Below are 22,799 nucleotides of genomic sequence, written 5' to 3' on the forward strand. Positions count from 1 at the left end.
GACCGGACCCGGCCGCTACGATCCCAGCTCCCCCTCTGATCCTTCTGCCCCTCCGCCCCCTCCGCCTCACCGGGAAAAGAGAGAGCCTTGACGAGTGCGCTGGTACTACCCCTGGACGACCCGGCCGCAGAGCTCGACCTGGTCGGCGGGAAGGGTGCCTCGCTGGCCCGCCTCGCCGTGGCCGGGCTGCCGGTGCCGACCGGTTTCCATGTCACCACCGACGCCTATCGCCTGGTCACCGGGGGCGGCCCGGAGCACGAGATCCTCGGGGCGCTCGAAGGGCTCGACATGGAGGACGACGCCGCCGTGGAGCGGGCCTCGGACCGGATCCGAAAGGTCTTCGCCGGCCTCGACGTGCCCGCCGAGGTCGCGGACGCGATCCGCGCCGCGTACGCGGACATGGCGGAACCGGCCGTGGCGGTACGCTCCTCCGCCACCGCCGAGGACCTGCCGGGCATGTCCTTCGCCGGACAGCAGGACACCTACCTCAACATCCGTGGTGAGCAGGCCCTGTTGGCCGCGGTCAAGGACTGCTGGGCCTCGCTCTGGAACGCCCGCGCCCTCGCCTATCGCGCCCGTAACGGCGTGCCCTCCAAGGACGTGGCGCTCGCCGTGGTCGTGCAGGAGCTGGTTCCGGCCGAGGCGGCCGGGGTGCTGTTCACGGCGAACCCGCTGAGCGGCGCCCGCGACGAGCTGGTCGTCAACGCCGCCTGGGGCCTGGGCGAGACGGTGGTGGGCGGGCAGGTCACCCCGGACACGTACGTCGTGGAGCGCGCGGGCGGTGGCGTGATCGAGCGGCGCATCGGCGACAAGACCGTGATGACGGTACGTACCGACGGGGGAACCCGCGACGAGGCCGTGCCCGAGGACCGGCGCGCGGTGGCCGTGCTCGACGACGGGCAGGTGGCGGAGCTCGCGCGGATCGGCGTACGCATCGAGGAGCTGTACGGCACTCCGATGGATGTCGAATGGGCCGCCCTGGACGGGCAGTTCGCCATTGTCCAGGCGCGGCCGATCACCAATCTGCGGGACGCGGCGGACGCGTACGAGAAGTGGAACGACAGCCTCGACGGGGACTACCTGTGGACGAGCGGAAACCTTGGTGAGGCCATCCCCGATGTGATGACACCGGTGACGTGGTCGCTCGTGCAGCGGTTCATGGCGGGGGCGATGGCGTCGTCGTCGCTGCCGGAGCTGCGCGCGTACGGCAACATCGGCGGGCGTTTCTACATGAACCTGAGCCTGTCCGCGACGATCGCGGAGGCCTTCGGGGCGGGCAGGAAGTTCCGGGAGGCCAGCGAGCCGGCCTTCGGGAAGCTGCCGGCCGGGGTGGAGATCCCGCTGGTGCCGATCCCGCGCAAGCAGGTCATGAAGGCGCTGCTTCCGACCGTGTTCGGCGGGATGCGGCGGGTCGTGCGAAACGCCAAGCTGATGCCCGCGTTCCTGGCCGGGTCGCCGGGCCGCAGCGAGGGGTTGCGGCTGCGGATCAAGGCGGCACCGACCGCCGCGGAGCTCGACGTGCTGTGGGCCGCGGACGCCGAGCCGTACTTCGACACCGCCTGTCACATGCTGGAGGCCGCGCGGCGGGACGCCGGGGCCATGCTCACGGTGCGCAAGAAGCTGACCGAGCTGGTCGGCGAGGCGGCGGCGGAGACCATGCTGACCGGCCAAGGGGCGGCGGACGGCGGGGAGTTGGTGAGTCTCGGGCCGCTCGTCGGGCTCGGACGGATCGCGCGCGGGGAGCTGACGCGCGAGGCGTACGTACGTCAGTGGGGGCATCGTGGACCGCACGAGTTCGAGGTGGCGCGGGCGCGGCCCGCGGAGGACCCGGAGTGGATCGACCGGCAGCTGGCGGGACTTCGCGAGGCCGACCGGGATCCGGTGGAGCTCCTTGCGCGGCAGGAGGCGGCGAGCGCGGAGGCCTGGGAGCGCTTCGCGCGGGAGCGGCCCGGGAAGGTGAAGGCGGCGCGGAAGGCCGTCGCGCAGTTCACGGCGGCGGCGCACGGGCGGGAGGCGACGCGGTCCGAGGTGATCCGGGCATTCTGGGTGGCCCGGGAGTTCGTGCTGCGGGCCGGTGAGCTGACCGGGCACGGGGACGCGGTGTTCTTCCTCTCCCTGGCGGAGCTGCGGGCGGTGCTCGGCGGGGACGAGGCGCCGCTGGAACGGGTCGCCGCGCGGCGGGCGGCGCATGCGCACTACTCGGGGCTGCCGCCGTATCCGACGCTGATCCGGGGCCGCTTCGACCCCGACCGGTGGGCGGCCGACCCGGACCGGCGGGCCGATCTGTACGACGCGCACGGGGCTTCGGAGGCCGCGGAGGCGATCACCGGCTTCCCCGGGGCGCCGGGTGTGGTCGAGGCGGTGGCGCGGGTGGCGCCGACCGTGGAGGACGCGGGCGAGCTGCGGGCCGGGGAGATCCTGGTGACGACGGTGACCAACATCGGCTGGACCCCGCTCTTCCCGAGGGCGGCCGCCGTGGTCACCGACGTGGGGGCGCCGCTGTCCCATGCGGCCATCGTGGCAAGGGAGTTGGGCATCCCGGCGGTGGTGGGGTGCGGCAACGCAACGATGCGGATCGCGAGCGGGGACCGGCTCCGGGTGGACGGGGAGCGGGGGACGGTGGAGGTCCTGGGCGGCTGAGCACGTCCTTGCGGCAGTGCAGGTGGGTCCCCCCTTCGAGCAGGGGGACCCGCCACAGGCCTCAGGCGTCCCGCGCCCTCAGCAGCCACCCGCCGAGGACCAGCGCGGCCGCCGCGTACCCGGCCAGCACGCCAAGTCCCGCCCACGGCCCGATCGCCAGGTTCTCCAACCCCTTCGTGGCCTGGACCGCGAGCCCCGCCGAAGCCGGCGAGAAACGTTCGATCCGCTCGCGCCACGTCTCGTCCTCGATCAGTCCGACGAGCAGCGGGAACGCGTACAGCAGTCCGAGGACGGAGGTCACCACCGCCGCCGTGTCCCGCACCGCCGCCCCCACCCCCAGCGCGAGCAGCGCGACAAGCCCGAAGTACAGGACGGTTCCCACGGCGGCCCGCAGCGTCGGCCCGTCGGCGAGGCTGAGCGGCGGATAGCCGTTCTCGGCCGTGAACCCGCCGCCGGGCAGCAACAGCCGCCCCACGCCCAGCGATCCGAGCACCCCGAGCGCCCCGGCGGCGAGACTCAGGCCGGCCACCACGACGGCCTTCGCGGCGAGCAGCCGCAGCCGGACGGGCAGCGCGGTCAGTGACGCACGGATGGTGCCGGTGCCGTACTCCGCGCTGATGGCCAGCGCCCCGAACACCACGACCGCCGCCTGCCCGAGCCACACCCCGGTCAGGCTCTGCTTCACGATGTCCTCGTGGCAGCCCCGGGGCGTCGGGCAGTCGTGGGCGGAGAGCGCGGCGGTGGTGGCCGCGCCCACCGCGATCGTGAGCACCACCGCGCCGACCAGGAGCCACCAAGTGCTGGGCAGCGTACGGACCTTGGTCCACTCGGCGTGCACGGCCGCGCGCATCCGCCCCTCCCCCGCCACCCGGCTTCCCGTCGTACGCCGCATCCGCGCGGCCCCGGTCTGCGCGCTCACGCGTCCCGCCTCCGCAGCCGCCACATCGCCAGGCCGAGGACCCCGACGGCGTACGCGAAGAGCGTCGCGAGCCCCGTCCAAGGACCCTGCGGATAGCAGCCGGTCTCCGGCAGACACGCGCTCGCCACCTGGTCGTAGCGGGGAATGGTCTGCTGGATCGCGAATCCGGCCACCGGAGTGACCTGCTCCAGCAACTGCGCCAGGCCGAGCGGCAGCCCGCTGACCAGGATCAGCGGCAGCACGAACAGGACCACGACCGTGGCGATCGCCGCGGCGGTGTGGCGCATCAGCGCCCCGAGGCCGAGGCCGAGGACCGCGATCAGGGCGAGCACCGCAGCGGTGCCGATCACGGCGCGCAGGGCCGGCCCGTCGGTGAGCGAGAACTCGTGGAAGTAAGGGTGCTTGTGGCCGTTGTCCCGCAGGATCGGCTGGCTGATCAGGAAGGAGGCGACGGAGGCGACGAGCCCGGCGAGGAACACCACCGCACCGATCACCACGGCCTTGGCGGCGAGGACCCGGGGCCTGCGCGGGCTGGCCATGAGGGTGGTGCGGATCATGCCGCGCCGGTACTCGGTGGTGATGAACAGCACGCCGAGCGCCGCGACGAGCACGAGCCCCAGCTGGCTGCCGCTCAGCCCGGAGTTGACCGGGTCCATGTCCTGCGCGCCCGGCGCGATGTCGCCGGAGCCGGTGAGGGTGAAGGTGGAGCCGCTGCGCTCCAACGTGCCCTTGCCGTCGCGGATTTCCCCCACGTCCGTGCTCTGCCAGGAGCCGGCCGATCCGCCGGCTCCGGTGCCTGGGCCGCTCAGCGACACCTGGTCGAACTTCGCCGTGGACCGCGAAGGCCGTTCGCCCATCGCGGACATCCCGAACTCGCGCTTCAGCTCGAAGATGCCGGGCGAGGCCACGAAGAGCCCGGCCCGCACGGTCTTCGGCGCCCCGTCGAGCCGTGCCGCGGCGACCTTGTCCCACTGTTTGCCGTCGGCCGACTCGTATCCGATGACGGTGGCGCCGTCCCGGGTCAGCCGCAGCCAGCGCGGCTCGCCCGGCGGGGTCGCGCTGCCCGCCTCGTCGCCGGTGAACCCGGTCTGCAGCCGCACCCCGTGCTTCTCCGTGACCATCAGCGCCACATAGGGGGCGCCCTGCTCGGTGCTCTCCTTGAGGATGATCCCGGCCTTGGCCCACTCCGGGGCCTGCTTCGGGCGCTCGCCGGTGAGCCCGGAGACGCGGGTGGTGATGCTGCCGTCGCCCGCGAGGCCCTGGTGCACGAAGTAGAACGCGTCGCGTACCTGGAGTCCCTGGGCGTCGGTGGCCGGGAGCTTGTCCCCGTCGGCGGGATCCCGGTCGAACGACGAACTGGACGCGGTGAAGTAGGAGATGAAGACGGTCACGAGCACCGCGGCGAGCAGGGCCAGTCCCCAGCGGCGTACGGTACGGAACTTCGTCCACTCGGCGCGCAGCAGCTGCGCGAAGCCGTCGCGGGCTGCGGGCTCCACACTGGAGCGGTAGGGCGTCACCGGGGTGACGGGCGTCTGCGTGCTCATCGCGCGTCCCCCGATTCTTCCGAAGCCGAAGCCGAAGCCTCGCCCGCAGCCGGAGCCCCCGCCCCGGGTGCGGCCGCGAACTCCACGGCGTCCCCGGTGAGTTCCATGTACGCCTCCTCCAGCGAGGCCCGATGCGCCGCCACCCCCGAGAAGGGCACGGCGGCCGCCGCGAGCAGCTGGACCACGTGCTCCGCGTCGAGCCCCGTCACGGTGAGGCTCTCCCGTCCGTTGGCCGCGACGGTCGCGCCCGCCCCCGCGAGGACGGTCATGGCCTGCTCCCGTGCGCCGGTGTGCAGCGCGACCCGGCCCCCCGAGGCCGCCGCCAGCAACTCGCGCACGCTCGTATCGGCGATGACCCGGCCCCGTCCGATCACCACCAAGTGGTCGGCGCTGTCCTCGAGTTCGCTCATGAGATGGCTGGACACGAGCACCGCCCGCCCCTCGGCGGCCAGCGACCGCAGGAAGCCGCGGATCCAGCGGATGCCCTCCGGGTCGAGCCCGTTCACCGGCTCGTCGAGGAGCAGCACCGGCGGGTCGCCGAGGAGCGCCGCCGCGATGCCGAGCCGCTGCTGCATGCCGAGCGAGTAGCCGCCCGCCCGGCGCCCGGCCGCCGAGGTCAGCCCGACCTGTTCGAGCACCTCGTCGACGCGGCGTACCGGAATCCGGTGCGAGTGGGCCAGCCACAGCAGATGGTCGCGGCCGCGCCTGCTGGGGTGCACGGCGCCCGCGTCGAGGAGCGCGCCGACGCGGTTCAGGGGCGTACGCAGGGCGTGGTAGGGCTTGCCGCCGATGAGGGCGGTGCCTTCGTCGGGTGCGTCCAGGCCGACGATGGCCCGCATGGTGGTGGACTTCCCCGCGCCGTTGGGCCCGACGAAGCCGGTGACCTGGCCCGGCTCCACGGTGAAGGTGAGGCCGTCGACCGCGGTCACCGACCCGAACCGTTTGCGCAGTCCGCGGACCTCGATGGTCGCCTCGCGGGCCGTCGTGTTCTTCATGCCATCCATGTTCAGGGAGGCTAGGGACGGCCGGTGCGCGGGGCGTCCCGCCCGGGAGCCGTCTTCATATCCCTCACGTGAGGGACCCGCAGCGGCGCCCGGACGGTGACAATGGGCCCGTGAGAGCAACGGCCGCCGCGCGGGCACGGAAGTTTCTGCAGCTCCCGGAGGGTCCGGTGGCCGCAGCCGCGCTGCTCGCGCTCGCCGCGGCGGGCGAGTTGCTGCTCCGTGATCCGGCCGCCGCCACGCTGTCGGTCGCGCTCCTCCTGGTACTGGGCACCACGGTCCCGGTCGCGGCCCTGCGCGGCCACCCGCTGCCGGCGGCGGTCACGGTCACGACCGCGAGCATGCTGTCCCTCACTCCTTTCCACGTCTTCACGCTCGCGGGGCTGCTCGCCCTGACCGTCTCCCTCTACTTCCTCGCCCGGCGCGGGGCGCCCCGGCTCGCGGCGGCGCTGCTCGCGCTGCCGTTCGTGGGGTACGCGGTCGCCGCGCCCTCCGACGCGAGTGCCATGGCCCGCCTCGGCACGGTCCTCGTCGCCGCTGCGGCGGGCGCGGCGGCCGGGGCGGGGCTCGCCCGCCGGGCCCGCGACGAGGCCCTGGCGCACAGCGCCACGGAGCGGGCCATCGCCGACACGCTGATGGAGAACGCCGCGCGTGGCGAACGGGCCCGGATCGCGCGGGAGTTGCACGACGTGGTCGCCCATCACATCTCGATGATCGCGGTGCAGGCGGAGACGGCCCGGCTGGCCACCCAGGGCCTGCCCCCGGACGGCGCCAAGCGCCTGCTGGCCATCGGCGACACCGCGCGCGCCGCCCTGACCGAGATGCGCCGACTGCTCGGCGTGCTCCGCGAGGACGCCGACACGGAAGCGCAGCAGCGCCGCCCCCAGCCTGGCCTGGCCGAGCTCAACGAACTGGTCGACGCGACCCGGGACGCCTCGACAGGTGCGGCCAGGCTCATCGTGAGCGGACCGGTGCGCGCGCTCGACCCTGGCGTGGAGCTCACGGCGTACCGCATCGTGCAGGAGGCGCTGAGCAACGTACGCCGGCACGCACCCGGAGCCGCGGTCGATGTGCAGCTGCGCTACACGGACGACGACCTGCGGGTCCGCGTGCGCGACAACGGCCCCAGCCCGCCCGGCCCCACGGCCGACGGCAGCCACGGCCTGCTCGGCATGCGCGAGCGCGCCACGACCGTCGGCGGGACGCTGCGCACGGGCCCCGCGCGCGGCGGCGGCTTCCTGGTCGAGGCGGTCCTGCCGACACCGTCCGACCCGAACACCCCTGCCGAGGAGCCCACTTCATGAGTCTCAGCGGTACGCAGCCGACCTCGCCCCTGCGCCTCGTCGTCGCCGACGACCACGTGGTGGTCCGGGCGGGCTTCGCCGAAGTCCTGGGCACGCAAGCCGACTTCGAGGTCGTCGGCACCGCGGGCGACGGCGCCGAGGCGCTGCGGCTGTGCCGCGAACTGCAGCCGGACCTCGTGCTCATGGACGTACGCATGCCGGTCATGGACGGCATCGAGGCGACCTCGCAACTCACTGCGGAGAGCAGCACGCGCGTGCTCATCCTCACCACCTTCGACCTCGACGAGCACGTCTATGACGCGCTGGCGGCGGGCGCGGGCGGCTTCCTGCTGAAGGACGTCACGGCGGAGCGGCTGTTCGACGCGGTACGGGTGGTCGCGGCCGGCGAGGCGCTGCTCGCCCCGACCGTGACGAGGCGCCTCATCGCGGAGTTCGCCCGTCAGCGGCCCACCCCTTCGGCCCGCCCCTCCACCCGGCTGGCGGCGCTGACGCCGCGCGAGACGCAGGTCCTGCGGCTGATCGCGGAGGGGCTGTCCAACCCGGAGATCGCCGGGCGGCTGCACGTCAGCGAGGAGACGGTGAAGACCCATGTCAGTCGGGTCCTCACCAAGCTGGGCCTGCGCGACCGCACACAGGCCGTGGTGGCGGCGTACGAGTCGGGACTCGTCGTGCCGCGCAGCCCGGGGCCTTAGAAGTCCGCGCTCACCAGGTCACCGGCAGCTCGTTGAGACCGCAGACCCGGCTGCCCGCCGACCACGTCAACTCACCTACGGGCACGGCAAGTTCCATGCCCGGCAGCCGGTCGACGAGCACGTCGAAGGCGACCTGGAGCTCCACCCGGGCGAGGTTCGCGCCGAGGCAGTAGTGCGGGCCGATCCCGAAGGAGAGGTGCTTGTTGTCGGCGCGGGTGATGTCGAAGACCTCGGGGTCGTCGAACCGTTCCGGATCGTGATTGGCGGCGACGAAGGGCGCCAACACGCCTTGCCCGGCCTTCACTTGATGCCCGGACGGCAGCACGACGTCCTCCTTCGCCACCCGCAGCAGCGCCCCGTGCCCGGGTATCTGGGCCCGCAGCACCTCCTCGACGGCCCCCGGCAGCAACTCCGGCTTCGCCCGCAGCACGCCCGGCTGCTCGGGGTGGCGCAGGAGCGCGAGGACGCCGCGGCTGATCACGTTGGCGGTCGTCTCGTGCCCCGCGATGATCAACCCTCTGACAATATTGGCCAGTTCGGGCTCGCTGAGCCGGTCGGCGTCCTCGTCGCGGGCGGCGATCAGGTCGTCGATGAGGTCGCCGCGCGGGGTGCACCGATGATCAGCGATCAGTTCGTCGACGTACGCGGCGAACTCGATGCCCGCCTGCAGCCGGTCCGCCGCCGCCCCCGCCGTGAGCGAGAGCAGCACATCGGACCAGACGCGGAACAGCGGGCTGTCCCCCGGCGGCACCCCGACGACCCGGCAGATCACCTCGACGGGCAGCGGAAAGGCGAACGCGGTCCGCAGGTCGGCGGGCGGCCCCGCGGCCAGCACGTCGTCGAGCAGCCCTTCGGCGATTGCTCTGATCTCACCGCGCCACCGCTCGGCGGCCCGCGGCGTGAAGGCGCCCTGCACGATGCGCCGCAGCCGGGAGTGCTCCGGCGGATCCATGTTGGTGAGCGAGTTCGGGTCCTCGCCGAAGTCGGCCGCGGCGAGCATCCGGGGCGCCCCCGGGTAGCGGAGGTTGCGGGAGAAGTGCGGTCCCGCGTGCACCTCGCGGATGTCGTCGTAGCGGGTGACGAGCAGCACCTCGTCACCGCTGGGCAGGGCGACCGGAGCGACGGGAGCGAGCGTCCGGCGCCGGTGGTACGCGAGCGGGCAGCCGCCCAGCTCCCCGGGCGGGAAGGGGTAGGCGCCGCCGTCGGATCCCTCGAAGCCTGATTCGGGCCCCTTGGCCCCCTCGGATCCCTTGTAGCCCTTGGAGCCCGATTCGGATCCCTCGGAGCCTGATAAGGACTTGGCCACCTCGGCCATGCGCGCCCCCGCTCGTGTATTGCGTCCGCCGAGTTCCGCTTTACGTCTGCCGAGTTCCGCTCTACGTCTGCCGAGTTCCGCTTCACGCCCGCCGAGCGCGGCTTCACGTCCGCTGAGTCCCGCTTCACGCCCGCCGAGCGCGGCTTCACGTCCGCTGAGTCCCGCCCGCCGAATCGCGCACGCCGGGACCCGCCGGGCCCTGGTCGCGAGGATGACAGCCACCCTCGCGATGCTCAACTCTTCTGCAAACAAAGCGCGTTCCGCGTGATCGCGCGCGATCCTTACCTGCGTGGGCCCCTACGGCTTACCCTGGCAGGCCCGGGCAGTGGCGGCCGGGCCCACCGCCGAAGGAACGCGTGAGGGGGACACGTGGAGTGGACACGACCTGGACCGGAGCTTCACCCCTCGGGGGCCGACGCCTGGCGGATGCGCGTGCTCGGTCATCGCCGGATCGTCGGCGCGGCCGTACTGCTCACCGATGACATGGCTCTGACATGCGCCCATGTCGTGGAGGCGGCCCTGGGCCTGACCCGCCAGGAGACGCCGCCCACCGACGACATCCGGGTGGACTTCCCCCGCGCGACCGGACACACCGGGCCCGAAGGCGCCACGGTGGTCGGCTGGTTCCGCGGACCACCGGCCGGCGACCTCGCCCTGCTCCGGCTGCACCGGCCTGCTCCCCCCGGCACGGACCACGCGCCGGTGGACGCGGAACACGCGGAGGTGGGGATGCCGGTACGCGTCTTCGGCCACCCCTCGCGACTGCCGGACGGCATCTGGGCCCGGGCGCACACCATCGGCACCGGCGGACCGCATCCGCGCTGGCTGCAGCTCGACGGCTTGCGGGGCCAGGGAACCGGGATCGAGCAGGGGTTCAGCGGCGCCGGGGTGTGGGACGACCGGCGCCAGAAGGTGATCGGGGTCGTCGCGTCCGTGCTGCACGACTCCGCCCCGGAACCTACGCGCGTCGCATGGATGATCCCCCTGGGCGTCCTCGCGGGCACGGCGTTCGCCCCGCTGATCGCCGGCGACCCGGTCACCGGATCCGGAACCCCCGACCCCTGGAAGGTCGTTGAGGCTCTGATGGCCACCTCGGTGGCCGCACCCGACGGCGGCAAGGGCCTGCTCTCCCTGCTGCCCGGCCACATCACCGGGGGCCTGCCCCGGGACGACCGACCGCGTCTTCAGCTCTACCAACTGGTGCGCCGATGCGGCGACTTCAGGGACGGTCCGGGCGCGCTGGTACAGGCAGTACGCCGGCTGGAGGGGGACACCATCACCGTGCAGCACTTCATCGACCAGGCGCGCCTGCTGTGGCCCGACCTGCCGGACAGCCATGCCTGAGCAGCCCTCCGCCGCCGAGCGCGCGTCCCAGCTGGTGGACGCGCTGATGAAGGTGCCCGTCCTGGACAATCTCAGGTCGCGGAAGCTCTGTGTGGATCATGCGCTCGATCTGCTCGGCGTGCGGCTTTCGGTAGCCGACTTCGAAGAGAGGAAGCTCCATCTCGTCCAGATGGTCAAGGCCTTCGGGACAGTGCCCGAGGGCTGGGTCCACCTGGCCCAGGCAGTGAGCTTCCTCGCCGACTACGACCTGCCGTCCGAGCGCGCCGCAGCCCTTGCCCAGCCACCACGAGCGGGCACCGACCACAGGCACCGCCGCGAACTGGAACTGCTGCTCGGCACGGTGGGCCGCAAGGTCGTCCCGGAGCTGGCGACCCTTTTCGCTCACTCCGCAGGAGAGGGGTTCGGGCCACTGCCCGAAGAAGTGCACACGGCCTGGGAGGCGTACGAACTCCTGGAGCAGTGCAACGTCCCGTCGGACGGGGTGCCGCGCGCCATCCGCTTCGTCCAGGCAGTGGCCTACGTCGTCCGCCCCGAACTCGGCGACGCCTTGCGCAACTGGCTCAGTCGTCATGTGCGCGCCGTCATCGACGAGGCTCCCGAAGCCCTGCGGGTGCTCAGCAACACACGGATGAATCCGGGTGGTTGGCGCAACCCTGCACCAGGCTCCGCCTATCTGGTCGTCAAGCTGCACCCCTGCACCGATTCCCCCGACCACGTCTGGCTCACCTGCTGGACCAGCTCGGGCGACTGCTGGGCACCACGCCAACGCGACGACAGGCGCCTGCCGCTCAGCGAGGCGCCCGCACACGTGGCCACCCTCATAGACAAGGAAGAGGCACGTCTGCGGCGCCACCAGGGCGGCATCATCCTGGAGTTCATCCTGCCGATGGAGATGGCGAACCTGGCCGTGGAGAACTGGACCCGCACCAGCCCGTTCGGCGAGGGAGCGGGCGGCGCCACCGCATTGAAGTTCGCGCCCCCGCTCTGCGTCGAGTACAAGGTCATCACGAGAAGCCTCGAACGCATCGAAGCACTACAGTTGCACCGCGTCTGGAACGAACGCTGGGAAGTACTCGCGAGCGGAGCCGGAGGGCGGCTGCACCGGTGCGAGAGCGGAGACGGCTCGCGGCAGAGTCTGCTCTACGCCACCTTGAAGCGAGATCCCGCCATAGTGCTCATGACCCTGGGCTCGTCACCAGATGCCCCCACCGGGCGGGCCGAGCTCGAACTCGCCCTGCAGGCAGGCATTCCGGCCCTCATATGGGCACATCAGGGGCCCCTCCACGACCACGAACGGGCGGCCGCCGATCACGTCGCCGACACGGGCACCTGGCACGGACTTCTCGACCAGGTGGCGCGCTTGCGTTCGGCTCCCGCTCCGCACGACGATGGGGCAGGGGACTCCATCGGCTCCCGCATCGCCGTGCTTTGGGACGATCCGAACCGTCTCCCGGAGGTGCCGGAACCGGCAGGTTGAAGCGGCTCGACACCTGACAGGACTTCAGCACAGGGTGGTCGGGGAGTACAAACGTGCACTGATTCACACAGGACTCCAAGTGGGGGGATGCTCGATGGCCGACCAGGGTACGGACGACCCGGGGCCCGCGGGCGACGAGGGCGCGTGGCGGGTCTACCGGGGCACGGCTCGCCCCCAGGCCGGCGCTCCGCTCGCCCAGCTGCTGCCGCCCGCGCCACCCTGGCGTCGCTTCTCGGGCGGCCCTCTCCTCACGGACCAAGTGCCGCAAGACGGAACCGAGTTCACCCGACGCCTGGGACCTCCGGACCGCGCGCAGGCCCGCGCGGCATCGGACGAAGAGCTCGACATGGTCAACGCAGCCCTGTTCCTCCGCCGCCCGCTGATCGTCGCCGGCCCGCCCGGCATCGGAAAGTCCTCCCTGGCCCACGCCATCAGCCGCGAGCTCGGGCTCGGCCGCGTGCTGCGCTGGCCGATCACCAGCCGCAGCACCCTCAAAGAGGGCCTGTATGCCTATGACGCCATAGGCAGAGTCCAGGAGTCGGCCGCCCTCGGAGTGCTGCGCGGGACCACGACGGAACCGGCGCCGGACAGCATGCAGAACATCGGCGAGTACATCCAACTAGGGCCCCTGGGTACGGCGTTGCTCCCCAGGGAATCGCCTCGGGTCCTGCTGATCGACGAGTTCGACAAGTCCGACATGGATCTGGCGAGCGACCTGCTGAGCGTGTTCGAGGAAGGCGAGTACCGCATCCCCGAGCTCGCCCGCGTGCGCTCCCGCCTCCCCGACGTGACGGTGCACACGGACGACCCGGACGGCACGACACAGGTGCACCACGGCATCGTCAGTTGCGCGGCCTTCCCGGTGGTACTGATCACCACCAACGGCGAACGTGCCCTGCCCCCCGCCTTCCTCCGCCGCTGCCTCTATCTGGACATGCCCGCGCCGGACGCCGACCAACTGGCGGCGATGCTCACCGCACAGCTGTCCCAGGCGGACGACGGGGACGAGGGGCGGACCGAGCTGATCCGCGGATTCCTGGCCCGGTCCCTGGCAGGCGGCACTCTCGCAGCAGATCAGCTACTCAACTCCGAATACCTGCGCACCATTCCGTCGGGACCCGACGAACGGTCCTGGACCAAACTGCTGCACTCGCTGTGGCGACGGCTCGATGAAGTCGGCCCTGGATGAGGTCGTCGCCCTTCCGAGGTGGCATGGCAGGTGACGGCATCGGGCCGGGTGCCGCGTCGCGGGCCGAAGTGTCTGCCGAACTCCTCTGGTACGAGGTCGGCGAGGCTGTGTGGCTGGCGGCGGAGCGTGAGCGTCGCGTGCTGGCGGCGAGGCGGGCCGGGGGCGACGAGGCAGCACGGGACGACGGGGCGCAGGACGACGGCGAGCGGGGGACGCCTCCAGGCGACCCGACGCCTGCTGACGCGTCGGACGAGGGCCAGGCCCCGGAGCGGGAGCAGGAACCGGACGGATCCGCCCCCGGCCGTGGAACTCAGTCGACGGACACAGGCACCGACGGCTCGCCGTCGTCCCTCCTCGTGGAGCTCGGCCGGGGCCTCCCACTGGATGGATCCCGCTCCATGGAGAGGTCCATGTTGCCGCTGCGGCAGCGCATCCTCTCCCGCCACAGCCTCGTCCTGAACGAGGAGGCCACCGCCGAGTCCGCGGCGGAGCACGGAGTCTGGCTCCCCCGGCAAGAACCTGCCAAGGAACGCTGGCTGACGGCGAACCTGGTGGTTGACACAGGCGGCTCGATGGAGCTGTGGTCGCACACGGCGCAGCAGCTCACCCAGACGCTCCGCGGCTCGGCCGCGTTCCGCGATGTACGCCTTGCCCACGGATTCGACGCCACGGCGCCGGTCTCGGACGGCCGGCAGGTCCTGCTCGTCCTCACCGACCTGCACGCCGACCACTGGTCGGACGGCAGCGCCCGTAGGGTTCTGGCGCACTGGGCCCGGACAATGCCGGTCGCCCTGGTTCACGTACTTCCCGAGCATGTGTGGATGCGCGTCGGCACGGTCACCGGCAAGGTGCGCCTGACCAGCCCTCACCCGGTGTCACCGAACACGAAATGGGTCGTCGCGCACGAGTTGCTCGCGATGACGCCGTATGCGTTCGCGCCCGCCGCCGGGGCTGAGGAGATCACGGTGCCCGTGTTGACCCTGACGCCCGAAGGGCTCGGCGGCTGGGCCCGGTTCATCGCCGGCCAGGCGCCCGAATACACGGTCAAGGCCCTTGGGCCGGCAGCGCCCGCCGCACGGCACCGAGCCGAATCGGGCCGGTCCGCTCCCCCTGACACCCAGGTGCGCAGGCTACGGGCCACTCTGTCTCCGACCGCCTACCGGCTGGCCAGACTCTGCGCTGCGCTCCCGCTGAATCTGTCCACGCTCCGCCTCGTGCAGGCCAACCTGCTCCCCGAGGCAAGAAGCTGGCACATCGCCGAGCTCTTCCTGTCGGGCGCACTACGGCAGACAGCGCCGGACCCCAAGGCGCCGGCAGCTGCCCGCTTCGAGCTGGAGTTCAGCGACGGCGTCCGGCGAGAACTGCTGGCCGAGGGCACGCGCGGGGAGACCGCACGGGCGATGCTGATGACCTTTGACCATCTGTCCACCGCGATACCCGGCCCTTCCGGGGAGGCCTTCGCCGCCATCGGAGGACTCGTCCGCGACCCTTCCCGCGTCGCCCTGCTGCCCGTGGAGGCACTGCAGCCATGGGTCGGAACGGTCCTGCCCGCCTTCACGGCCATGGCCGGCCCCTATACGGCCGCCGCGAATGTGCTCGGCGACCGCCTGCGGTCGGCGCGGGCGGCCGGGACACCGCCTGAGCCACCGGCTGGGCCGCACTCCGCAGACCGGGGACGCACCGTCCGTGACGGTGTCACCGAAGGCGGCGCTGCCGCCGACCCAGCCGACAGCTCACCCCCACCAGCAGACGCCCCCGCCGGGCCGAGGAGTGACGGGCTGCACAAGCCGCCACCCGTCTGGGGAAATGTCCCGCCACGAAATCGCGCCTTCACCGGCCGCGTCCAACTCCTGGAGGACCTGCACCGCAGGCTCCAACAGGGCACCACAGCGGTCCTGCCGGAAGCGCTGCAGGGCATGGGCGGCGTCGGGAAGTCGCAGCTGGCGGTGGAGTACGTGTACCGCCACATGCACGAGTACCAGGTCATCTGGTGGATCCCGTCCGAACAGCCCCAGCAGATCAGGCAGTTCCTGGTCGCGCTGGCCGCACGGCTGAAACTCGGCGTCGGCGGCGGCGAGGCGAACACGGCGGTTCCCGCCGTCATCGAGGCGCTGCGCGTCGGTGAACCGTACAAGAACTGGCTGCTCGTGTTCGACAACGCAGAGAACCCCGAGGCCGTGCGCGACTTCTTCCCCACCAATGGACCGGGCCGGATCCTGGTCACCTCACGGAACCCCCAATGGGCGTCGTCGGCACGCCCCCTGGAAGTCGACGTGTTCACCCGGGAGGAGAGCCGTACGCTGCTGCAGCTGCGCGCACCGGCCCTGGACGACCCCACCGCGGACCGGCTCGCCGAGGCCCTCGGAGACCTGCCCCTCAGCATTGAGCAGGCGGCCGTATGGCTCGCGGAGACCGGCATGCCCGCCGACGAATACCTCCGTCTCTTCGAGCAGCAGGCCGGCGCCCTCATGGCGGGCGACCCCCCAGTGGACTATCCACTGTCCGTCGCGGCGGCTTGGAACGTCTCGCTCGCACGCCTGCGCCAGAATCATCCGGCCGCGCTCCAACTCCTGCAGATCTGCGCCTTCTTCGCACCGGAGCCGATCTCCCGCAGGCTGCTCACCGGCATCCGGGACGCGCCCGTACCGGCGGAGCTGAGCGCCGCCCTGAGCGACCCCATCAAGCTGGGCCGGGCCATCCGGGAGATCAACCGGTACGCGCTCGCGCGGATCAACCACAACACCAACACCATTCAGCTGCACCGCTTGGTCCAGCGGGTGCTGATCAACCAGATGACCGAACCGCTTAAGTCGCAGATGCGCGAGGGCGCCCACCGGCTCCTGGCCAAGGGCGACCCCGAGGAGCCGACGGCGGCGCACCAGTGGCAGCAGTACGGCGAACTGCTGCCGCACGTGCTGAACAGTGAGGCCGTGGACTCGACCGACCCCTGGGTGCGACAGCTCGTGCTCAACGAGATCCAGTACCTGTTCACGTGGGGTGACCACGAAAGCTCGCTCGAGCTGGCGCACGAGGTGCATGACAAATGGCGCAACGCGGACGGGGAGCACGCGGAACACGTGCTCAACGCGGCCAAGCTCTACGCCGACGCACTGCGCGTTCTCGGCCGCTACCCAGAGGCGTACGAACTGGATCAGCAGACCATGACGGCAATGCGAGAAGCACTCGGCCCCGAGCACGAGTCCACGATCGAGATCGCCGGCATGCTGGCCTGGGACCTACGACTGCGCGGCGACTTCCGGCCCGCACTCGACCTGAACAAGCAGGCCTACGAGGCCTGCGTGCGGCTCTTCGGACCCAACGACCCGGCAACGCTCATCAGCGCCCACCAGCACGCACTCAACCTCCGTTTCATCGGGCAGTTCGAAGACGCCCTGAAACTCGACAAGGAGACTTACCGACGCAAGGTGGAAGAGCTCGGCGAGAACGCACTCTCCACGTTGTCGACGATGGCATCCGTGGCGCTGGACCTGCAGGAGAGCGGCGCGTATCCGGCCGCCCATCGTCAGGCACGGAGTGTCGCGGATCGTTACCGGCACAGCTTTGGCGAGACGCACCCCTACGCGCTTGCCGCGATCCGCCTCCAAGCGGTGGCCGAGCGGCTCGCGGGCCGGCACGCCGAAGCACTGCAGCTGTCCGGCAATGCCCTCGGCCACTTCAGGACCCGGTATGGCGACAGGTATCCGCAGACGGTGAGCGCCCTGGTCACCCATGCCATCGACGTCCGCCACAGCGGCGACCTGCATCGCGCTCTGGACCTTGGGCAGGAGGGCTCCCGTGCGTCCGAAGCACTCCTCGGCGCACAGCACCCGCACAGCGTCGCAGCGCGCGTCAATCACGCCGTCTCGCTGCGCCTGGCCGGGCGGTTCGAGGAGTCCCTGCGAGCGAACGCCTCAGCGCGGGCGTCGCTGGCCGAGACCATCGGCGAGGATCACCCCCACACCCTGGCCTGCAGCGCGAACCTCGCTGTCGATCTCTACGAGCTCGGCCGAGCACAGGCCTCGGCCGAACTCGCCACGTCGAGCCTGGCACTGAGCCGGTCCCGGCTCGGCAGGGACCACCCCATCACGCTGGCCACGGCCCTCAACCTCACCCTCACGCTTCGGCAGTTGGACAGGCCGGACGAGGCCGAGCCGCTGCTGGCCGACACGCTGACGCGATTTCGCCGCACGCTGGGCGTGGGGCACCCCTCGTCCCTCGCTGCAGCCGACGAGCAGCCGGTGAACTGCGACATCGACCCACTGCCGATGTGACCCGTCAGCACCGAGTGGACGGCACGGACAACTGCCCTGCCCAACAGGCGAGTTCCATCGGATCGAGGCAAGGCACGCCGAGAGCGCGCGCCTCCCGGGCGATGGCGATGACCGACGCCGGCCACTCCAGGAGGGACGAGGCGGCTGCTTCGTCGCCGGAAGCCGCCAGAGCCATCCCGAGCCCCACCCAGGCAGCGGGGTCGTCCGGGGCCTCTGCGAGGAATGCCCTGTATCCGCGCAGGGCTCCGTCGATGTCTGCGCCGAGCAGTTTCAGATCGGCGTCCAGGAGACGTGACGGGCGGTCGAGATCCGTCAGGCGATCCTGCGTTCCCGGGCCGGCCAGTCCCCCGTCGGAAAGGAGCAACCGGCGCAATTCGCACCGCAGTTCTGGGGCCTGGCCACGCACGGGGGCGGGGCGCAGCTCGGACACGGGCAGGCACTGCCCGACGGCGGTGTCACCGTTGATCCACAAGGCCGCGAGCCTGCGCGTCGCGGCACGGTCAGGTGCCAGATGCCGCGACCGCCAGGTGGCCCGTAGATCAGCCAGCTCGCTCTGCGCCCCGGCCAAGGCGCCGTCCGGCACGGGGTCGTCCGCCCACCCGGCTGCCTGCCGCGCCATCTCCCCCACGAAGCGGTGGCCCCAGACGCTGAGGCCTCCTCGTGTACGAAGGGACTCCAGGACGTCGCTTACCGCGTCGCGCCAGACGGCGTACTCGAAGTGCGCGAGGGCAGCCGATGTCCCTGTCAGCGCATGCCTTTCGGCACGCCAGAACTCCGCGACACCACTGAAGGCATACGCGCCGTGCAGCAGCCCCTGTGGTGGGCGCGGGTCGGTGCGCCATGGCGCGTAGAGCAGGACGTCCGCGTTCTTCGCGTCCTCGTCGAAGAGTCCGACCTGATGGCTCAGGCCGTTGAGCACGGAGTGACGGGACTCGTGGACCAGCGTGACCGCCAGGTCGGCGGCATCGTGCGGCAGAGAGACGAGGGCACTGCCGTAGGACTCCGCATAGGAGGCGCTGGAAGTCCTGAAGCGAGGCAACTCGGCCAGGGGCACTACTGCGGTCAAGGCAAGGGATACCAGACGAGCCGAGTGCCCGTGCCGCGCGTCGAGCAATTCCCGCGCACCGTTCATGAGTTGCCGCCACCGATCCACCTCCTTCTCGGTGAGCGGCGCCGAAGTCGGGCAGCAGGACCGGAAGTCCCGGTACGGATCGCCGTCCTCAAGGGTGAGGGCGAGGTCGGGCGTCGTCGCCCCGGCCGCCCGGTGGAGGGTGTGTACGGGATGCCAGCCGGAAGCCGAGTGGCTGAGATCTCCAGGCAGTTCGAGCCGGAGCGAGCCGCGCGACAGGCTGGCGGTGCCCTTTCCGCCGGACTCGAGGTCGGCGGTTCCGTGCCCGTCCTCGCCGTCGAGCAGAACGGCATGCCCGAGCGTGGGCAGAGCCGCCCTGCCCCGCCAAGTGGGGATGCGAAGAAAGACGGGTAGCCCTGCCCGCAGCGCCGCAGCGGCAGCGAGGGCATGGACATATCCCACCTCTTGCCACAACGGAGGCTCGCCGTCGGCCGAGGCGGCATCCTGGCCGAGCCGCCCGAGGACCCGCACCGCCCACAGGCCCACCGGCGGATGGCTGAGCACCCGCCCGACGGCTTCCGGCGCCAGCCGCTCGGCCCGAGCGATGACATCACAGGCGTCCGCGATCGGGAGCAGCGGACCGCTCGGCCCGGTCGCACGCTCCGCAGCCGCGATCTCCCGGAGCATCAGCATGCGTCGGGTCCGCTCCACCGAGCCGATGCGCGCGGCCGTCCGTGCCGTGATCCGCCCGGCCGCCAAGGTGTCCAGGTCGACGCGCGGCAACCGGTGCCGGGCCGACGTCCCGGCCGGGACCGCCGCCGCAGGGGGCGTACGGAACGCGGACACGGAGCGGAAGGGGCCTTGCTTCAGCCCGTGCTGAGGCCGCGGCTGAGCGACGAAATAGGTGCTGCCACCGTCTCCAGGACCGCCCTCGGTCCCGATCGCGCCGACCGACAGGTGGGCCAGCAGCATCTCCTGCGACTTCACGACCTGCGGATCACTCAGCGCCATGACCTCCTGGAGCCCCCGTCCACTGAGATCGACAAGGCCGGTCTCGATGTCGGTCATAGCAGTCCTCACGTCAGACGTCCCCCTGCCGGCACCCGCTCGCCGCCCGGCCATCGTAGGCGTACCCCTGCGTATCGGCCCCGTGTATCCGCTCGGTGCGGTGGCGGGCTCCACACTGCCCAGCCTAAAGGGACCCAAGCGGCCGGTACGGCCACTTCGGTGCGATCAAGGGCCAGTTGACGGCAGCGGGTGGTGCCGGTTCGACCCCTGATCGCTACGGTGAAGCGACCGCACGGGCGGCCGGTTCAGCAACGGGGGTAATCGATGGGCCAGTTGGTGCGCTTCGAGCTCGGCGACGGAGAAACCGTCGTCGTCAATCTGGACGATGCCGACCGCGGAGTGGTGGACGCCGCGAGCGCCACCGATCTCGTGGGCCGCGCCACGGGCTCCTTCTCCTCGGCGCTGGACGAGGTGCGGGGCGCGGCCGTGCTCGCCATGCACAAGCTGCGCGACATCCCGAAGCCGCCGGACGAGGTGACCATCGAGTTCGGCATCCAGCTCGACGCCGAGGTGGGCGCGGTGCTCGCCCGGACCGGTGTGCAGGGGCACCTTCAGGTGCAGCTGGTCTGGCGCAAGGAGAGCGCGGCGGGCACAGCGGAGAACACAGGGGGCACACGAGCCCCAGAGGGCTCGGGCGGCGGGAATGCCGTGGCACCTGGTGCCGCGTAGGCCGTGGGCACCTTGCGCCGGGTACCGTAGACGGACCGATCTCATGGGCCTCCTGGCGGGCTGCGTGAACCCAGGAGGAGCAGCATGACGACGAACCGCACGCGCAAGGACATCATCCGGGACCGGATGGACGCGACCGGCGAGTCGTACAACGTCGCCGCCCGCAATCTGAAGGCGATGAAGGACATGGGCGCCACCCGTGACGCCGTCCTCACCCAGCGCTGGCGCCCCGCTCCCTCCCTGGACCTGCCCTGCCCCTGCGGCGGGACGTGCGAGCCCGGCGAGAAGTGCGAGCGCTGCCACGCCCGGCACCGGCACGTGTCGCGCGCCCCGGGCAGCCGTACGGAGGTCGAGATCTGGGCGGACCGTTACGACTGCATGGGCTGCTCGCACTCGTACACGCTGACCGTCGAGCTGCCCGGCCGCCCCTGGGGCATCGCCGAGACCGTGCTCCAGGGCGGCTCGGCGGAGCCGGTGATCAAGGTCCGGGTGTTCCCCGGCGTCGTCCATCCGCTGCTGCGGCCCGAGACGCCCGAATCCCCCGAGTCGGACGACTCGACCGACGAGGACTGACCGCTACGACCGCCACGACGCCTGCGGGGCGTCGGCCGGGGCGTCAGCCAAATCCTCGGCCTCCGCGTCGGCCGGGGCGATGATCCGGGCCCTCAGGTCGGGCTCGGCCATGTCCGGGTCGAACGGGTACATCGGGCGGCGGATGCGGCGATGGCCGAGGCGGGTGAGGTCCTGGTCGACCCCGCCCGGTGTGAGGGCGAGGCGCCAGTCGGCTGCCAGGTCATAGAGCTCGGGCTCCAGGTAGCCGATCTTGACGATCACGACGTGGGCGTCGCGCGGGCGCAGGGACAGCTCGGTGAAGTCGTGCTCGTGGTGGTACGGCTTGCGCAGCGCGGTGAGGATCACGTGGACGCTGCCGACCCGCAGCACCACCTCGATTCCGGCGTCGCGGTCGCCGTGCTTGATCGCGTGCACCACGCCGGTCATGGTGAGCGGCCCGGCATGCCGGTCGTCGACCTCGGCGCCGGCCGTGACCGTGACGGTGGCGCCCACCCCGGCCTTCTCGCAGGCGGCGACGGCAGCGGGTCCCGGCACGGAGGCGTAGATGACGGTGGGGCCGTCGGGATGCTTGAACTCCGGTCGGGCCAAGACCTGTTGGAGCCCCCAGGTGACGTCACCCGCGCCGCCCGCCGTCGGGTTGTCGCCGCTGTCGCTGATGACGTACGGGTGGACGGGTGAGGCGATCGCCTCGTCGAGGCAGGCCTCCAGGGAGCCGGTCGGGGCGACGAAGTCGAAGGCGCGGCGGGCGTCCCAGAAGGCGCGGGCCAGGCGTTCCGCTCCCGTGCGGACCGCTTCCGCGTCCGGGCCCGTGACGACGACGGCCGCGTGGTTGCGGGGCTCGTCGGCCCAGGCGTAGCCGACCCAGAGCGCCGCGTCGGTGACGCCCGCGGTGGCCTCGACCTCGGCGACGGCCGCGTAGACACTCTTGGCGGGCTCGACCCGGGTCGACGTCTGCTCGCCGGCAAGGAGGACCGGCACCGGCACCCAGGCCTTGACCGGGCGGGGAGCGCCGCCGGTGAGCAGTTCGACGAGGTGGCGCGCGGCCCGTTCCCTCGTCTCGGTCACGTCCACGTGCGGGGCCGTCCGGTAGCAGGTGATCAGGTCGCTGTGGTGGACGAGGGCACGGGAGACGTTGCCGTGCAGGTCCATGGAGGTGGAGACGACCACGCCCGGTCCGACCACCTCGCGGACCCGGGTGAGCAGGTCGGCCTCGGCGTCGTCGATGCCCTCCACGGTCATCGCGCCGTGGATGTCGAAGAGCAGGCCGTCCAGCGGGGGCAGCTCGGCGAGGCGGCGCAGCAGGTCCGTGGAGAGTTCGGCGTACGCGGCCGCCGTGACCGTGCCGCCGGGCAGGGCCTTGCCCACGAGCGCCCCTCGCCAGTCGGCGGCGGTACGCAGCGGGCGGCCGGGCGCGAGGAACGGGTAGCGGGTGAGCGCCTCCTGCCCGCGCAGGGGGTGGAAGGCATCGGCGGAGGTGCGCGCGGGTGAGAACGTCGAGGCCTCTATGCCGAGTCCGGCGATGGCTATGACGGGGTGCGTGGTGTGGGGATCGGGCATGGCTCCTCGTCCGGCGTCGCTGGTCGGCTGGCTGTCCGCGCCGGCTGTGCGCCTTTGGTTCCCCACCCCGCCCCTTCCCGAAATTCTGCGAAGCCTTCCACCCTCCGGGCGGTGTCCTCACACGCCGGACGGGCTGGTTCCACCAGCCCGTCCGGCGTGTGAGGACA

The 22,799-nt window shown here is 71.8% G+C and carries 15 protein-coding genes; 9 read left to right on the forward strand and 6 right to left on the reverse strand.

Going from position 1 to position 22,799, the window contains the following annotated elements:
- The first annotated feature begins 87 nt into the window (after positions 1 to 87).
- Entirely contained in the window at positions 88 to 2,640 is a 2,553-nt protein-coding gene (locus tag OG430_RS12705) for a PEP/pyruvate-binding domain-containing protein (RefSeq protein ID WP_327352579.1), read from the forward strand.
- A gap of 61 nt (positions 2,641 to 2,701) precedes the next feature.
- Here OG430_RS12705 and OG430_RS12710 read toward each other — a convergent pair whose 3' ends face one another.
- The 3 genes from OG430_RS12710 to OG430_RS12720 are packed head-to-tail and all read right to left on the reverse strand — an operon-like array spanning position 2,702 to position 6,098.
- On the reverse strand, positions 2,702 to 3,559 hold the full coding sequence (locus tag OG430_RS12710; RefSeq protein ID WP_327352580.1) for an ABC transporter permease: 858 nt from the start codon (positions 3,557 to 3,559) through the stop codon (positions 2,702 to 2,704).
- Entirely contained in the window at positions 3,556 to 5,103 is a 1,548-nt protein-coding gene (locus OG430_RS12715; protein ID WP_327352581.1) for an ABC transporter permease subunit, read from the reverse strand. Before OG430_RS12715 ends, OG430_RS12710 begins: the two co-directional genes overlap by 4 nt.
- A complete protein-coding gene (locus OG430_RS12720; RefSeq protein ID WP_327352582.1) occupies positions 5,100 to 6,098 on the reverse strand; it encodes an ABC transporter ATP-binding protein in 999 nt (332 codons plus the stop codon). Before OG430_RS12720 ends, OG430_RS12715 begins: the two co-directional genes overlap by 4 nt.
- A gap of 119 nt (positions 6,099 to 6,217) precedes the next feature.
- On the opposite strand from OG430_RS12720, the gene OG430_RS12725 reads away from it, so the two are divergent.
- Complete coding sequence (locus OG430_RS12725; protein WP_327352583.1) at positions 6,218 to 7,408, forward strand: sensor histidine kinase; 1,191 nt, start codon at positions 6,218 to 6,220, stop codon at positions 7,406 to 7,408.
- Entirely contained in the window at positions 7,405 to 8,100 is a 696-nt protein-coding gene (locus OG430_RS12730) for a response regulator transcription factor (protein ID WP_327352584.1), read from the forward strand. The genes OG430_RS12725 and OG430_RS12730 overlap by 4 nt, the downstream gene beginning before the upstream one ends.
- 10 nt (positions 8,101 to 8,110) lie before the next feature.
- Here the strand turns inward: OG430_RS12730 and OG430_RS12735 are convergent, their stop codons facing one another.
- The gene (locus OG430_RS12735; RefSeq protein WP_327352585.1) at positions 8,111 to 9,415 is read right to left on the reverse strand and encodes a cytochrome P450; all 1,305 of its coding nucleotides are present in this window, start codon (positions 9,413 to 9,415) and stop codon (positions 8,111 to 8,113) included.
- A 369-nt stretch (positions 9,416 to 9,784) separates the two neighbouring features.
- On the opposite strand from OG430_RS12735, the gene OG430_RS12740 reads away from it, so the two are divergent.
- The 4 genes from OG430_RS12740 (at position 9,785) to fxsT (ending at position 17,696) form a co-directional block, all read left to right on the forward strand.
- Positions 9,785 to 10,759 (forward strand): effector-associated domain 2-containing protein, encoded by a 975-nt coding sequence (locus OG430_RS12740; protein WP_327352586.1) that lies wholly within the window; start codon positions 9,785 to 9,787, stop codon positions 10,757 to 10,759.
- Positions 10,752 to 12,236: a VMAP-C domain-containing protein gene (locus tag OG430_RS12745; RefSeq protein ID WP_327352587.1), complete on the forward strand. Its 1,485-nt coding sequence runs from the start codon at positions 10,752 to 10,754 to the stop codon at positions 12,234 to 12,236. Before OG430_RS12740 ends, OG430_RS12745 begins: the two co-directional genes overlap by 8 nt.
- A 94-nt stretch (positions 12,237 to 12,330) precedes the next feature.
- Complete coding sequence (locus OG430_RS12750; RefSeq protein WP_327352588.1) at positions 12,331 to 13,425, forward strand: AAA family ATPase; 1,095 nt, start codon at positions 12,331 to 12,333, stop codon at positions 13,423 to 13,425.
- A 23-nt stretch (positions 13,426 to 13,448) separates the two neighbouring features.
- The gene (fxsT, locus tag OG430_RS12755; protein ID WP_327352589.1) at positions 13,449 to 17,696 is read left to right on the forward strand and encodes an FxSxx-COOH system tetratricopeptide repeat protein; all 4,248 of its coding nucleotides are present in this window, start codon (positions 13,449 to 13,451) and stop codon (positions 17,694 to 17,696) included.
- Between the two features lie 4 nt (positions 17,697 to 17,700).
- On the opposite strand, the gene OG430_RS12760 is transcribed toward fxsT, so the two are convergent.
- The gene (locus OG430_RS12760; protein ID WP_327352590.1) at positions 17,701 to 19,833 is read right to left on the reverse strand and encodes an HEXXH motif domain-containing protein; all 2,133 of its coding nucleotides are present in this window, start codon (positions 19,831 to 19,833) and stop codon (positions 17,701 to 17,703) included.
- Positions 19,834 to 20,097: 264 nt separating this feature from the next.
- Between OG430_RS12760 and OG430_RS12765 the strand changes: the two genes are divergently transcribed.
- Both OG430_RS12765 and OG430_RS12770 read left to right on the forward strand, forming a co-directional pair.
- A complete protein-coding gene (locus OG430_RS12765; RefSeq protein ID WP_327352591.1) occupies positions 20,098 to 20,502 on the forward strand; it encodes a CU044_2847 family protein in 405 nt (134 codons plus the stop codon).
- Between the two features lie 84 nt (positions 20,503 to 20,586).
- On the forward strand, positions 20,587 to 21,075 hold the full coding sequence (locus OG430_RS12770; protein WP_327352592.1) for a hypothetical protein: 489 nt from the start codon (positions 20,587 to 20,589) through the stop codon (positions 21,073 to 21,075).
- Positions 21,076 to 21,078: 3 nt separating this feature from the next.
- Here the strand turns inward: OG430_RS12770 and OG430_RS12775 are convergent, their stop codons facing one another.
- Positions 21,079 to 22,632, reverse strand: coding sequence for a M81 family metallopeptidase (locus tag OG430_RS12775; RefSeq protein ID WP_327352593.1), 1,554 nt, complete (start codon positions 22,630 to 22,632; stop codon positions 21,079 to 21,081).
- Positions 22,633 to 22,799: the final 167 nt, after the last annotated feature.

The organism is Streptomyces sp. NBC_01304 (genome assembly GCF_035975855.1).
GTDB lineage: Bacteria > Actinomycetota > Actinomycetes > Streptomycetales > Streptomycetaceae > Streptomyces.

Coding starts and splice junctions, on each gene's coding strand:
- OG430_RS12760 (WP_327352590.1), bottom strand. CDS start 19,833: ATGACCGACATCGAGACCGGCCTTGTCGATCTCAGTGGACGGGGGCTC.
- OG430_RS12715 (WP_327352581.1), bottom strand. CDS start 5,103: ATGAGCACGCAGACGCCCGTCACCCCGGTGACGCCCTACCGCTCCAGT.
- OG430_RS12770 (WP_327352592.1), top strand. CDS start 20,587: ATGACGACGAACCGCACGCGCAAGGACATCATCCGGGACCGGATGGAC.
- OG430_RS12745 (WP_327352587.1), top strand. CDS start 10,752: ATGCCTGAGCAGCCCTCCGCCGCCGAGCGCGCGTCCCAGCTGGTGGAC.
- fxsT (WP_327352589.1), top strand. CDS start 13,449: ATGGCAGGTGACGGCATCGGGCCGGGTGCCGCGTCGCGGGCCGAAGTG.
- OG430_RS12765 (WP_327352591.1), top strand. CDS start 20,098: ATGGGCCAGTTGGTGCGCTTCGAGCTCGGCGACGGAGAAACCGTCGTC.
- OG430_RS12750 (WP_327352588.1), top strand. CDS start 12,331: ATGGCCGACCAGGGTACGGACGACCCGGGGCCCGCGGGCGACGAGGGC.
- OG430_RS12720 (WP_327352582.1), bottom strand. CDS start 6,098: ATGAAGAACACGACGGCCCGCGAGGCGACCATCGAGGTCCGCGGACTG.
- OG430_RS12730 (WP_327352584.1), top strand. CDS start 7,405: ATGAGTCTCAGCGGTACGCAGCCGACCTCGCCCCTGCGCCTCGTCGTC.
- OG430_RS12735 (WP_327352585.1), bottom strand. CDS start 9,415: ATGGCCGAGGTGGCCAAGTCCTTATCAGGCTCCGAGGGATCCGAATCG.
- OG430_RS12775 (WP_327352593.1), bottom strand. CDS start 22,632: ATGCCCGATCCCCACACCACGCACCCCGTCATAGCCATCGCCGGACTC.